This is a genomic window from Pseudomonas sp. B21-028 (assembly GCF_024749045.1).
In the GTDB taxonomy this organism is placed as follows: domain Bacteria; phylum Pseudomonadota; class Gammaproteobacteria; order Pseudomonadales; family Pseudomonadaceae; genus Aquipseudomonas.
On record NZ_CP087184.1, the window covers coordinates 4953029 to 4967423 of the forward strand.

Sequence of the window (14395 nt, forward strand, 5' to 3'; positions counted from 1 at the left end):
TCAGTCTTCCTTGCCACCCGTAATTGCTTTCACTTCGGCCAGCAAATTACCAAATTTCCCGTAGTTGACCTTGACGCCATCATCTAAGTTGAGAGCGATCCGTTGGTCCGCGTAGGGACGTAGCGTTTCATCGAAGCGGCGGAGTTCTTCGAGTTGTTTGGTGAATTTGTCTTTGCGCTTTTGCAAGGCTTTCTGCTGAGCGCTGCCGGTGGCGCTGTTGATGTCGTCGGCAAGCGTATCGATACGGGCCTGCATGCGGCTTTGCAGGGGAACAACATACTCCATACGCATGCGCGAGAGCGTGCCCTCGTTGTAGCGGTGCAGATAAACCAAGCACTCGAAGGCCTTTTGCTTACCGCTAGAAAACAACCAGTAAATCGGGCGCTTCTTGTAGGCTTGCAGGTGATCTTTGTAGAAGCTAGTAGACAGGTAGCGGCGGATGGCTTCGGCGGCGGACTCACCAGCCTTACGGCCCAAGCTATCCGACAGCCATTCCATATTTTCCACATGGGTGTCAACACCCCAAACTACCTGAACGAACTCGCGCACACGCGCAGCGGCATCGTCTTCGAACCAATGCTCGTCGCTTACAGGAATGATGCCGTCGGTATCCGCTGGAAATTTGAGATAACGTGAGAGTTCCAAACCAATTCCGCTGCTTTTAGCGTAAATAAGTCCAGGCTCATCAAGGCTATAGCGGCCCATCATGCAACCAATCGCGTAGGAAATAAGACGCCCTACATCCTTCTCACGATTAACCTCCTGAATCGTTATCTGACTGTCAGGAACATGTGGCGTTAATTGCTCTCCCAATCCATAAAAATCAATAAATATTTTATTATTCTCTTCCTCCAAGGCCTTGAGCTGTGCGCGACAGCCATTTATCTGATCCTCCCATTTACGATAAGCCTCCATGCAGCTCTGGGCGCCCACCTCGACCAAATATGACCTTGAAAATCCCCAATCGACCTCGTAATAAGAATGACATTTCTTAGTCAAGGCTATTAGCGACTCCACATTCTTTGAAACAACCCCACAGCCCTGCATCCTAGCAAATGGTAGCTTAAGAATAACATCCATTGGATAGTTGAGCGTTGGATTTAGTAAACTTAAAAACTCAAATGAAGCCTTTGAATTTAGAAAGCCGAGAGCCAGAAGAACGTCACTTTCATCATTAAAGAACAACCCAACGTCACTAAATGTTGTATCAAAACCTATTAGCCTAAAGCTAGGCAGGGAGGACGCGATTAGCCCCCAGCTAATTCCAACACGCCCCCACAACGAGGAATCTATCAATCTTCCAACAAGACTGCTTTTATAAAAAGCTCTAGCCCCCTCCGACCAATCGACAGTCACATCACTAATACCAACCCACTTTTGAAATCCGCCTCCTTTCGAAATAAAAAACCACCGACGCTCCATCCCAACAAGCTCAGAATCGACCTCCCAAAAAAACCTTTGATACTTTGAGTTATCACCAGTTATATTTTTTCCGTCGGAGAAAGAGACATCAGATAGATTCTTCTCCAAAAAACTTTTCTTTACCTCGCCAGACGCCCAATATGCAAATGGACTTCCAGGAATATTTGAAAAATCACTCTGAACAATGCTTTCATATCTGGATTTACCAGCCAATAGCGTGGACTTTTTCTCGGATTCGCCACCTCCGACCAGCCTGAAAAAAACAGGTCTAAAGGATGGCTGGTGAGTCTTTTGAAGAACAAATGCGGTAGTCTGTACCACTTCACCAGATATCTCACTAAAAGCACGAGCCCCGAGATGAGCCATCGTGATAACAGTTCTGTTCGCGAGCAATTTTTCGCGCAACACCTCATAAGTCGAAAGAAACATCCAGCTCTGCATGGTTATCAAACTACTAAAACCACCCAACTTGCAAAAAAAACCTCCCCTCTCAATAAACATGGCGAACAAATCTGCCTTGCTATCTGGAAAATCCTTCTTCGCGAACTCCTTAAGCATCGAGCACATGCCCTTGCTACCCATATAGGGGGGATTCGCAACGACCGAATCGAATTGCGCAGCCAGTAAACTAGCCGGCCATACAAACTGCTCCAGCATCTGACTGGCATAGCTTCGAGACAAGTCATCGCCCTGATTACGAACACAAGCAAGTAGATCAACGATTTTGGCCAGCTTTGCCTTGAGAAGTTCTGGCACACTTATCAGCGAGCCAACGGTCTTTCCATGCTCAAACAACCTAATCAACTGGCGTAGGTCGAGCACAGTCAACCCCGAGCTATGCTGAGTTTCCAGCTGAGCATCGCCGAATAGCTGCTTAGAGTGAAAAGCATTACCACCCTCGATCTGGATAGCGGCATTGAGGATGACTCTGGCCATTTCCTCATCCGGAAGACCTGCGCTTTGTTGAATTGCCATGACGTTGAGATGCGGTGGACTCCCCTCATCATCGAACAGCCGACGATCGTCCTCACGAGCTTTCATCAACAGTGCGAAACCGGCAAGTTGGGCTGCGCGATCGTCGATATCCAGGCCATAGAGGTTCTTTTGCAGGATCAGTCGAGGAATCTCACGCGCACGATAGCCCCGCTCCTCATAAATGGCGCGCAGCAGATTGTAGGCTTCCACTAGGATATGACCTGAGCCGCAGGCTGGGTCGAGCACTGTAAGAGATTCAGGATTAAGCGTGCCACCATCCTCATCCACCCGAAGCTTGATCAAGGCATCGAGCTGGGTCTGCACTTCCGACGCTTGTTCGGCGGGCTCAATGTAGTAGGGCATTTTCTCTTTAAGATTAGAGCCTGGATTGGCCATTAGCCAGAGGCGACCGAGGCTGTTCTGCACTAGGTACTGGACGATCCAGTCGGGGGTAAATAGTTGAGTGGCTGCGGGGATATCCTCGCTCTTGACCACTTTACCGATGACCTCGTCCTTCTTGTCGCTGATGTAGAACTGATACAACCAGCCGATGACCTCCACCTCTTTCCAGTCGACCTCTTCGATACCGTTCACCAAACGGGCAATGGGCGAATCGGTACGCAGGAGGTTGTCCGGGAGCAAAAGTTCGGTGGCATCATCCAGCGCCTCGAACAGGAACGGCATGCTGCGGTGCAGCTCGTGGCATTGGGCGAGCAGGATCTCACGGTACAGCGCCTCATCCTGATTACCTGCGGTTTTCAGGCGGAGTGCTCCGACCTTATCTAACCCCGTAAGCTCAAGATGCTGAACATGGTCAAGTATTTCCGGTTGCTGGCCCTGCGGATGGCTGAGCACACGATATCCGTGGCTGAGGTACCCCTTGAGTTCCATGAAGCGGATGGCAACCAAGCGGTTGAACCACGTGTAGGCCATTGTCTCAACTACAGTGCTAAAGCCCTGTTGCTGAATACGCTGGTCCAGCGTGGCCCGCTGCTTTCCAATGATGGCCGGAAATGGCTGGCCGCCGATCAATAACACATCGCCGTTTTGTTCGATATTGACGGGATGGGTCGGATCCAGCCCCAAACGCCGTGCACGCAGAGTTACGGCCTCGATAAAATCGAGACGGGCTTGGGGAGCGTATTTCTTGAGTGCAGAGCGGTTCATGCGTTTTCCTTGCTCGACGTCCTAGGCTTATGCGACTTAAGGGCGCGGCCATACATCATTAGGTATTTGTCAAAGTCGCTTTCTGAGTACTGAAGCTTGTTAGTTGCTTCGGTTAGAAAACATTTCAGGTGAGCAATATCGCGCCAGTCAGAAGGCTTTTTCTTCGGCTGTTGCACGCGTAGAAAATGATTCATTGCGCGAAAATTATGCTGGTCAATAATCGGCACGTCGCTCGGATGAATCAGGTGAGTCAGGAAAGCCGAAGTGATGTAGCGCAGCCGCCCTAGCCGCTCGTTCCACCATTGAAAGGTATTCTTCGGAGAAGGGGCGTCAGGGAGAACACCTACCCAATTGAGATACTCCCCCCAAAGCGCCGATATTTCAGTGATCAATAGCCCCTGTTTACTGGGATAATTGGCCTTCCCCCAGTGCCCCCATTTCCAGAGCAATGCCAAATCCAGTTCGACGACAGGTTTGAAGGCTGAAAAAGTCTGCTTGAAGCGTTGGTAGTCTAGCGCCGGATACATGGCATAACTGTATTGGGAAAAATGCTCGCTATAGGTGGACTGGACCTCGCCCTTGATAAGCTGCCAATCGGCAGACCCAAATACTTTTTCAACATCCATGGTCACTTGCTCCAATGCGCCGACTAAGAAGAACGACGGCTGTACCCATACAGCCGCCATTTCTGTTTTTGAACCGGAACTCCTTAACGAATTTCCACCCGCTGGTTGTCAGCCACCGCTTCTTCCAGCTCCTTACGCAGCTTGGCAAGAAAGTTATCAATGTCGACCTGGGTCTCGATGTATCCAGAACCGGCAAGCAGCTGAGCATCGATGATCCGGCGCTTTTTGATCGGTACAATTGGTGCCACTACTGCCGCTGGAGAGTTATTAACCGGGGCGGTTGGTTCGGCCACGATCAAATCTGGCGTACCGCTATCCGATACTGGAGGTTTAGGGTCCGGTTCGCTGGCAGCCTTTTTGGCTTTAGCTGCGGCTTGCTCCGCCAACTGCTGTAGATGGTCCAGTGCCACATCGGCAAGCTCTCTGGCTTCTTCCTGCATTTGGCTGATGTGAGCCAAACTTCGCTGCTTAGCGATGCGCTGACGAAGGGTTTGCAATGGCAGCAAACTGCGGTTTCGTTGATCAGGACTGGCAAGCAACGCGTCCAGCTCAACGCTGACCTTGGTTATGTACTTCTCAACCCAGGAGTCGGCGCGCTCATGGGATTCCCGAAGGAAGCTGTCGTTGACTTGGGTAGCAGCCTGAATCAGCCCTTCTCCTTCGCGAATAAGATTGTACGGCGCTTTGGCACTCAAGATTTCGTCAATACGCGCCAAAGCACGGGCCGCCTTTTCGTCCTTCTCCAGCTTTGGCCGGTTGGGCTGAAAATCTAACTGTGCGGAACGCAACTTGTCCCAAGCCGTTTTCTGGCTGCTGTAGAAATTATCCAGATCGCCGTAGCTATCGGAGAGATCGAGCAACGGGTTACGCTCTTTGAGGAACAATTGGATGGCATCGAAGCTATCGGGAGCAGTCTTGAGCTTACCAATCAGTTTGAGGCCCAGATCGATTTCATCCACACCGGGATACTGGCCGTTTTGTGCCAACACACGCCATTGCTTAAGCTCGCCCTCCCATTTGATCAGACTGCTTTGCAGGTGATCGTAGAGGGTATCTTCACCGTCCGGGGCAATTTTCTGAAACACGTCTTTGAACTGCTGGCGGGCCTTTTGCAGCTCACCTGAGCCTACCTGCTGGCGTTTCTGAATTTCGGTGGTGCGCCAGCGAGCAGGAGTGGAGATTTCGCTCCAGATTTGCTGCGGAGCCAAGGGGCCGCCATTGCCGATCAGGCTGACTTCACCTTTGAGCAGCAGGCGTACAATAAGCAGCACCGTTTCCCACTCTGGCCAGCCATATGGACGTCGACCGTAATGACTTTCCGCGAGATCATGGAGGACGATCCGACGTGATTGCGAGGCCAGCAATTCGATGTGCTGGCTAACTTCCTTGAGCGCACGCGGATTAGCTTCGCCAGTACTCTCCAGGCCGAGGCCCGGCGTCAGTGGCGTGGCCAACAGAGCCTGAATTTCCTTCTGCGGGTCGCTGCTCAAGTGTTGGATATAGCCAAGTTTGCTGAAGGTGTTACGGACGAGATAATCAAGCGCTTCCTCCGCCAGCATCGGTGCACTGGAGGCCTTGGTTTCCAGCTTGTTACCCGCGACGTAAACTTCCGCCTCACGCAGCAGACGGTCCACACTTGCGCTCAAGCGCTGGCGGCGTTGGCGGTTTTCTTCGGCACGATCCTGAAGGATACGTTTGGTGTTATGCGGCAGCGTCCCATCATTCTTTCGCGTGATGAACTTGTCGGTCTGCAAGTACAGCCGCAGTTCACGCGCTAAATCGCGCTCATCGTCCAGGCGCAACAGCACACTGCCCTCCCCCTGACTAGATTCGAGAATGCAGCGTTGCTCGCTCCAGGTATCCCGGTCATCCACCAAGGGGCTGATGACCGAGATCAGCAGATCGCCATCGACGCGGTTACCCATGGGATGCAGATCGCATTGGCGATTGAGACCAAAATCTTTGCCATTGTCTGGGAAGCGAAACTTACGCTGACCACGCAGGGACTCATCAAACAACAATTGACCCAGTTCACGAGCCTCGTCGGCACTGGTGAGATCAACCTCTTTGATCTCGCGACTGATATCGCGCTCTTCGTTGGTCAGGAAGAAGAAATCATCACCATTACGACTGACGAGGGTTTCCTTCTCCAGACGCTGGAGGCTGTCTTCGATCTGCTTGCGAAGCGCTTGGCGGTCGGCGTCGATCTCATCAATAAAAAGCGTGATCAGATTATCTACGTTGCCCTTGATCTCATCGACATATCGAATGAGGAACAGGGTTTTCAAAACCAATGTGTCAAACTCTTGCAGACTGAGATTGCTGGCCGCGTTGTCAATGGTCGACTTGACCACCCCTTCAAGGAAGCCTTCGATGGACGGGTAGAAGCGGTAAAGCGGCACCAGTACACCAACGGAGTTCTCACTGACGGCTTTGGCAGCTGATTGGAAGGCATCTAGCAGCGAGCGTTCGCCTCGGGCCAGGTGAGTGCCGGTGGCCCCGGCCTTGCGAATGCTTTCAAAGATTCTTTGTACCAACTGGAACTGATACGGCACAAAGGGATAGACGGCGGCGAAGTTGTCTTCGTCAGTAAAGGCCTTATAGGTACGCCCAGTATTTGTAAAACTTAACTGATTCCGGAGAATGTCGGCTTTTTCGCGATAGATTTTACGCAAGACATCCTTGGGCTCTGGCTCCTTGTCGAGTAGACGACGCTGGATGACCTCATCGACGTTACCGCTGGACAACGACAAACGGGTTTTGAAACGTCCCTGAATCTTGGAGAAGTCATTGGCCTTGGACGCGCGTACCTCACCCAGGACTGCATCGATGTCTTCTTGAGAGGTTACCAATACCCACGCACGTCCTCCACAGATTACGCCTAGCTCTTCAGTGATGGTTTGCAGACTGAGCATCAAATGGGTGTCTTGACCGATGAACTGGCCCACCTCGTCCACCAAGAAAACAATCCTGTGATCTTTACCGCGCTTGTCCAGGTAACCCTGGACCCATCTGGCAAAACTTTGGACATTCAAGTTGAAGTCGTTTTCAAAACGCTCAACCCAGGCATCGGCATCTTTGATCTCTTGACCCAACGTCTGTGACAAAGCGTTAGCTAGCGCATCCACCTGAAAGTGATAAGCGTCACGCTCCTCTTCCCAAGTAGAACCCGACGACTCTGCAAAAGCTTGCTTGAATTCGCCAAACTTACCTTGCTCATCTAGGTAACGCTCCATGTGTGCAATGTGCGGATGGTCGCCACAGAAACCGAGACGCTCGTTGAACACTTTGAGAAATACCCGAAGGATTGCGTCACGACCGTCACCACTGTCAGCCTTACTGTCAATGTTGAACAGCAACACGTCGGTATCAGCCGCAACCGCTCGCTTGATATCAGCTGCGAGCATTGGGTCTGCAATTTTTCGCTCAAAAAAATCAATAGCATGGCGACTTTCGCCAGCGTTGCTCACTCGCTTGTTTTCTAAGAGATATGACAGAATTTTCAGGAAGTGGGATTTTCCCGAACCGAAAAAGCCCGAGATCCACACACCTACACGCCCCGACGCTGCTTGAGGATTATCCAGCGCTGCAAGATAGCTTTCGAAAAAACTACGGAGGTGTTGATCCAACTCACGAGTAATAACGTACTCATCAAGCTCCTGCCAGACGGACTCTTCGTCATCTTGGTCAGCCTTGATTACCCCGTTGATGGAGCGGTTGATAGGGCGCGTGAACAAATTCTTGATTAACAAAGTGGACATCCTTTTCAGCTCACCAGACGGAAAGCACGGTAGTAGGGTTTTTCGCCTAACTGACAAAACAGCTGGAGCGCTTGACCGTCGTATCGCCCTGGGTAAAACAACACCAAGGGGGTTTGCCCCATGAAAGGTTGCAGGTTGTTCAGCAAGTTATGGGTGCGTACTAGCGGGTAAGCGCTACCAACCCCGGTGACCATGATCAGTCCGTATTCTGTGGGTGGATAGCGTCCGACCAACTCTTTTGCGATCTTGCCGGCATCCAGCGGAGCTTTCAGGGCTTTAAACAACGCCTCGTCGCCCTTTGTGGCTTGTCGCTCAATGGATTTTTCAAGCAGGTTTCGGCTGCTCAACATCTCTAGTACTAACTCAAAGAGGTTGACGCACGCGACCTTCAGATCTGGACGACGCTTAGGAATCGCTACCTGGAGAAACTGCACGTGTTCCCGAACCTTAAGTTCTTCCTGCGGGGGATAGTCGAACGCGTAAAAAGGAACCTCATTACCCAAGCCTTGCCCACCGAGAAAGTCGTCGGAAGTAAGACGGTCCAGAATTTTGTTCAGCCGTTCGTCAAGGTTGTTCACGGGCACACCTGGAGACAATCAAGCACGTATCGTTCGTCGTGCTCATGTAAAAAATGGGAAACAGCAGGCTCAATATGCTGACTGCGCAGCCGCAGGCTACGAGTGTCCTCAATGAAACCGGCCTCAGCAAGCATTCTCATGGCATTTTGCCTCAGCTTGACTTGTGTTGAAGCGCTGAAGGTCGGAGCGTCGAGGTCGACTTGGAGACGGTCCTCTAAAAATGCATTCCAATGGCGCGGTTCAAGGTGCGTAGAAAAACGTCGGAACTGGTCACGCACCACGGTGCGCAGAAAGTCCCCCAGCAACGGAGAAAATTTCACGGTAGCAGCGAGCACCGCCTGCGTAGCGACTGGGAGGCTCTCGTCTCGCACCAGCACCCATAAATCAGGATGCATAGTCTCCAATCTAGAGCGAGCCGTACCCGCATAGGTCATGGCCGTCTTCGCAGTTCGCTTCTGCAAGACGTTCAGCTCAACTATCTGCCTTTGCCACTCCTGCTTACTGATCCCCTCTAAAAGCATCGCAGCAACGACACGGGTCTCAGGAACGATGAGGGAACACCGAGTGAAGCCGTTTAGGGATTTAATGCTCATAAATGACTTTGATTCTGCTACAGCTACAAGAACCGTATTTTGACGGTCAGGAGCCAGCAGCGCCAGCGAGAAGGTCACTGGCTGCGCAAAAAACATTCTGTTGAGTCTGCCGACCGGACTCGCGCTGAATCTCCCGATTTTGGCAAACCAATTCTTTATGGCCTCTGGCAATCCTCGGGTAGCTAAATGACATTCAAGCACCAGGATACTCCTGCTCGATTGTCGAGTCGTCATCCCCGCCGAGCCCAGAGTAATTTCGCTGAACGCTCTCAATATCTACAGCCATCTTTTCAATCTCACGCCTTAGCTCCAGACGCTCAAACCATCTCGCCGGAATCGCAGCAACTCCATGCTGAATACCCAACAGATGCCCGGCAATCAGCCCAGTGCTATCGCTGTCCCCGCTGTGATTTACAGCGGTGATCACTCCCTGTTCGAAAGACGTTGCGGTAAGTGCGCACCAAACTCCGATTGCCAAAGCCTCTTCCGCGACCCACCCGCCGCCGAATTCGTCAATACGCTCAGGCGTCGCGCAGTAGCCTTCGCTGAAGTAAAAAAGCACCCTCTCAAGGACCAATCTGGTTTCTTCCATCCCTGGTTTATCGCCATGGGCCGCAAGGCTTTCGGTAAGGCCGTGCTCAAGGCTTTTTCGGCCATCAGCCATACGCTGGAGAATATCGGCAAAAAGCCCTGCGGCCAGATACCCAGTTGGATGCCCGTGCGTTAGACGGCCGGACTCTGCTGCGAAATCGAAGGCGTTACCGAAGAATGCACAGGGCGCAACACGCATGACCGCGCCACAACCCTTGCTATTGTTTTCAGCGAGAAAACCAAAATATTGGCTCGCCCTTAGAGCGCTAATGCAAGTATTCCCAGGGGCTCGACGGGACCATAAGGCACTCTCGCCGACAAGCCAGCCATCCATGCTAACTGCCATGGACGGTTGGTAATCTTGGGTCATCAACCAACGCAACAAAGCATGATGGATGACAGCAGGTACATTGCAGATTCCCCGCGAGCTGCCACGCACGTATGCCCGTAGCAGCCCCTCCGCCGTGAAGAGCATCATTTGCGTATCATCGGTGATGGCGCCGGTTACGCCATAAACAGCGAAGAAATCCTTGATACCTTCAGGTCCAAACTTAGTGCGGATGGCACTCCATTCAAGGAATTCAATAGGGGCTCCTAGCGCATCTCCGACTGCTCCGCCGATAAGACACCCTTTAATTCGATCTAGTCTATTCATATCCGTGCCCTTACTCGGCCGCAGGCAGTGCTTGCAACAGCACTAATTTTCTTTGCAACTGCTGGACATGTGCTTTCTCGGCACGTAGAGCCGAGCGCAGCTCCATATTTTCGACATCCCTGACGCATGGATCTGGAGCAGCACCTTTCCTGTCGTAGATTATTCGCGCCAAGCCACAAAGCCTCCGACACTCGATAATCATCACCAGCGCAATGGCGCCCATCCCGAACAAGCTTCCAATAGAAATTGCATCCAATGCAGTCATATCCCACCCCTACGATGAATTCAGTTCAGTTGGAAGACAGGCGCAGGATATGTAGTCTTTTACGACACGTATATAATGTAGACTTGTACAGGTAAACAATTCGCACACATGGAGCGGCTATGAAGCGCAAGCAAGACGTTCACCAGGTTCGCTGGGACCTAGCCCTACGCTATCGGTTGATTGAAACGGTAGTATGGTGGGAAGGCCGACTGACCACGGGACATCTGATTCAGAGCTTTGGAATCAGCCGCCAGCAGGCGTCGAAAGACATCAATACCTACATGACCGAGCATGCGCCTAAAAATCTTACATATGACAAGCAACTAAAGGGATACACGCCCAGCAAGCACTTCAAGCCACTCTTTATAGAGGACAGCGCCAGCGCGTACTTACACCTACTGAATCAAACGCACTCACGTGCCCCGCACGTAGAAGGGCTGGCTCTCGCCTATGCACATACGATGGTGCTGGAGGTGCCCGACCGGACGATAAAGGCTGAAGTATTACGCCCTTTGCTCAAAGCGTGCCGTAACCACGAGGTGATATCTGTCGAATACGTGTCACTAGCCAACCCGGTACCCGAAACACGTTTGATTGCCCCCCACACGCTAGTGCATACCGGAATGCGCTGGCACGTCCGGGCCTACTGTGAAAAGAATCGTGGATACCGTGACTTCGTTCTAAGCAGACTTCGCGGCCAGCCGGATTACGAAAAACAGACCGAAAATCTAATTCATGAAGATGATGACTGGAACACAGAGGTGGCTGTGATCATTGAGCCAGACTCACGCCTCAACCCTGCACAGAAGGCGATTATTGAGGCGGACTTTGGTATGCAAGCAGGCGTTCTTGTCATCCCAACCCGACGCGCATTAGTGAAATACGTCCTTCAGCGTTTTCAGATCGACCCGAAAAAACTTGACCCAAAGGCTGCGGCGCAGCAGATCGTTGTCAAGAACCTAGACGACTTGAAGCCATGGCTTTATGAATAAGCGCTCACCTCAAGCAAGATGGATAACGCGCCGTTTGCCTGCTGAACTAGGTCATTCAGCTTTTACTGGAATGCTCACTCAATCGATTGTGAGCATCACATAAGCAATGGACACCGGCGCAGCCGACAAGCTTGGGTGTCCACCGTCCTTATGACCTCTGCTTAGGCAACACCTCCTTCAGCCCGGCACTCATTTTGTGACGAATCCGAGCTGAAAGGATGTAATCCTCTAGCTCCCAAATCATCAGCTGATTCACGATGTCGAGATGGCCTGCCAATATCGCCAGGTTACGAGGTGTGTTCCCTGCATGATTTTTCGCATCTAGGTCAATACTGAACATGAAATGCTTTTCTGTGAAATACACCACTGCTTTGAGGTGGCCGTTTGACGCGATCCAATGGATAGGGGTATTTCCCTCAGAATCTCGGGAATTCAGACTTCCGCCCTCTAAGTAACGTTTTTCAAGAGTCTTGAGCTTGCCCTGCTTAGCGGATAAGTGAACATAGCTTTCATTTTCGATGACATGATCCACGCCTCGCTCTGCCAAGATCGAGGGATCTCCCTCCGCCCCGAGAGCATGCAATCTATCGATCAGTTCTGATCGATTAAGCCTGTAGGCAATTTCCAAGGCTGTAAAACCTGCGAAATCTCGGGAGTTCAGAGATTCGGCAGAAAGCTCATCAAAATGATCTGAATTATCCAACAAAACGGCAGCATGCCAGTCGCCCATACCGTGCAGCTGCATATCATCTAAGCAGTAGCTGGTTGGCGCGAGGGCCCTGTCGACCAGCGTTTTCAGCATCGGATGCGAGATCATATCTATATTCTCCGTAATTATTCTAAGCTTTTACCAGCCCATCAGAACCCAATAAGCGCCCCTAAACGGGCTGTTTGCTGAGCCGGGTTGCTCGTCGGTACGAGTGGCCGCAATACGTTTACCCAACCGTCACCAAGCGCCCTAAAAACGCTACGTATTACATGCTCCTGTCTTACTACCGTTTCAAAAGCAGAGATGTCCCACGCAACTATGAAAAACTGACCGACAATTAAGAAGCCACGATGGATCGCCGCTGATCAGGCACAGATTCTACAAGTAAGTCCAACAAGGCTGAAACATTGTATCCAGAGCTAGCGGAATAGCAAATCGGCATATTAATTTCAACACCAGTTGCCTCGACCACTCGTGTTTTTACTGAATAGGCTTTATCACTCAAGAACTCCCGAACATCGCTATCGGGGACGTTAGTTTCATAATTCCATCGCGCCCCTTTCTTTGCGACATCCGCCTGATTAATAGCCACGATTATTCGGTCAGATTGAAAATTTGGAATTAAAATTTCATTAATCAGCTTATACGCCGTACCCAAGTCCCGGCTTGCCCCGTCGACAATTACTAAAGCTAAATCAACGAAACCGAAACTCACCCCCTCCTTGGGATAAGTTTTGTACAGCAGGTCTATAATTTTTTTTGCATGAACTTTATCGCGGGCTATCCCATCACCTAATCCTGGCGTATCCCACACACGGAGGTAGTCATGCACGTCATACCAGTCCAAGTCCATGGTTTCAGGATCAACGCCCTTACCAACCGCAGCCACTGAAGTCGAAAATAGCGCATTTATAGTGCTGGATTTCCCCGCCCCCGTACTACCGACAAGCATGACATCCAGTGGCCTGATACCCATCCGATTGATACGCCCGGAAAACTCCGAAAGCTTATATTTTAAATACATTATGATCACAAACCAAAAATGCTTTTAAGACCACCCCAAACGGCTCCCGCTGTAGCGCCGACCATGGCCCCTACCGCCTCGCCAGTTTTGCCAAATAATTTACCAACATTACGGCCAATATCGGCCCCCGCCGAGGCTGTTTCAATGATCGATTCCATGATGCCTTTTTTGATTTCGGCATTATAGTTCTTAATATCGTCGTTATCCTGCCACATCTCCTCTTCTTTAGAGATATTATTGTTTGCAAGCACCGCTCGCTTAGCCTTGGGGATTTTATTAATAATCATGTAAAGCAGTTTTGACAGATTATAAGGATTTTGGGCTTCATCTCCATCCTTAAAGCCGGCCGCGTAAAAAACTGGTTCAACATCAACATCTGTAGCTTCTTTGATCCTAGCTTTTACGGAACGAACTTTATCTATTAGAAACGCTTCAGTTTCAGGGGTAGGTCTATTGTGATCATAATCCCATACATTTCGTCCCTTACGAGCATTATCAGCCTGATTGATCCCCACCAATATTCTATCCTCTGGATTGGCACCCAGGTTAGGGATAATCACGCTATTGATTAGTTCATACGAGGTTCCAAGATCTTTGGTGCTACCATCAACAATAACAAGGACCAAATCAATTAATGGCTGTTGCTTTGAATCAAGCTCATTAAGCTTTGCAATAATATTTTTGGCATGAAGATTGTCTTTCTCCTTGCCATCCCCTAAGCCGGGGCTATCCCACAGGACGAGATTATTAAGCTCATACCGTGTCACATCCATCGTTTCAGGATCAACGCCCGCACCAACCTTAGCTATGTCGGTGTTGAATAGAGCATTAATCGTGGAGCTTTTTCCAGCACCTGTCGCACCAGTAATCATAATATTCAGCTTCTGGCTTTTGAGCGCCAAAACGTTTTTCAGCAGCTTGCTTTTTGTCAGTTCATCGATGTCTTTTGAGTTTGTGATGTCTTTCTCTAACACTTCAAATATCTTATCGCTGTGAATCATATAAATCCCTATTGTCGTTTTCTTCACACGCAGAAT

The 14395-nt window shown here is 50.6% G+C and carries 11 protein-coding genes; 1 reads left to right on the plus strand and 10 read right to left on the minus strand.

The window, feature by feature from the left end:
• The 7 genes from pglX to LOY35_RS21345 form a co-directional block, all read right to left on the minus strand.
• Positions 1–3564 (minus strand): BREX-1 system adenine-specific DNA-methyltransferase PglX, encoded by a 3564-nt coding sequence (gene pglX, locus LOY35_RS21315; RefSeq protein ID WP_258626737.1) that lies wholly within the window; start codon positions 3562–3564, stop codon positions 1–3.
• A complete protein-coding gene (locus LOY35_RS21320; RefSeq protein WP_258626739.1) occupies positions 3561–4190 on the minus strand; it encodes a hypothetical protein in 630 nt (209 codons plus the stop codon). Before LOY35_RS21320 ends, pglX begins: the two co-directional genes overlap by 4 nt.
• Before the next feature lie 83 nt (positions 4191–4273).
• Positions 4274–7951, minus strand: coding sequence for a BREX system P-loop protein BrxC (brxC, locus tag LOY35_RS21325; RefSeq protein WP_258626742.1), 3678 nt, complete (start codon positions 7949–7951; stop codon positions 4274–4276).
• 5 nt (positions 7952–7956) lie between these two features.
• Positions 7957–8529, minus strand: coding sequence for a DUF1788 domain-containing protein (locus LOY35_RS21330; protein WP_258626745.1), 573 nt, complete (start codon positions 8527–8529; stop codon positions 7957–7959).
• Positions 8526–9323, minus strand: coding sequence for a DUF1819 family protein (locus tag LOY35_RS21335; protein ID WP_258626749.1), 798 nt, complete (start codon positions 9321–9323; stop codon positions 8526–8528). Before LOY35_RS21335 ends, LOY35_RS21330 begins: the two co-directional genes overlap by 4 nt.
• Positions 9316–10368: an ADP-ribosylglycohydrolase family protein gene (locus tag LOY35_RS21340; protein ID WP_122811388.1), complete on the minus strand. Its 1053-nt coding sequence runs from the start codon at positions 10366–10368 to the stop codon at positions 9316–9318. Before LOY35_RS21340 ends, LOY35_RS21335 begins: the two co-directional genes overlap by 8 nt.
• 10 nt (positions 10369–10378) lie before the next feature.
• Entirely contained in the window at positions 10379–10633 is a 255-nt protein-coding gene (locus LOY35_RS21345) for a hypothetical protein (protein ID WP_122811387.1), read from the minus strand.
• 119 nt (positions 10634–10752) lie between these two features.
• Here LOY35_RS21345 and LOY35_RS21350 point away from each other — a divergent pair, with 119 nt between their 5' ends.
• A complete protein-coding gene (locus LOY35_RS21350; RefSeq protein WP_122811386.1) occupies positions 10753–11625 on the plus strand; it encodes a WYL domain-containing protein in 873 nt (290 codons plus the stop codon).
• Positions 11626–11773: 148 nt separating this feature from the next.
• Here the strand turns inward: LOY35_RS21350 and LOY35_RS21355 are convergent, their stop codons facing one another.
• From LOY35_RS21355 to LOY35_RS21365, 3 genes are all read right to left on the minus strand, one after another.
• Positions 11774–12442, minus strand: coding sequence for an ankyrin repeat domain-containing protein (locus LOY35_RS21355; RefSeq protein ID WP_258626768.1), 669 nt, complete (start codon positions 12440–12442; stop codon positions 11774–11776).
• Positions 12443–12671: 229 nt separating this feature from the next.
• Positions 12672–13358: a GTPase family protein gene (locus tag LOY35_RS21360; protein WP_258626780.1), complete on the minus strand. Its 687-nt coding sequence runs from the start codon at positions 13356–13358 to the stop codon at positions 12672–12674.
• Positions 13359–13363: 5 nt separating this feature from the next.
• The gene (locus tag LOY35_RS21365; RefSeq protein WP_258626788.1) at positions 13364–14359 is read right to left on the minus strand and encodes a GTPase; all 996 of its coding nucleotides are present in this window, start codon (positions 14357–14359) and stop codon (positions 13364–13366) included.
• Positions 14360–14395: the final 36 nt, after the last annotated feature.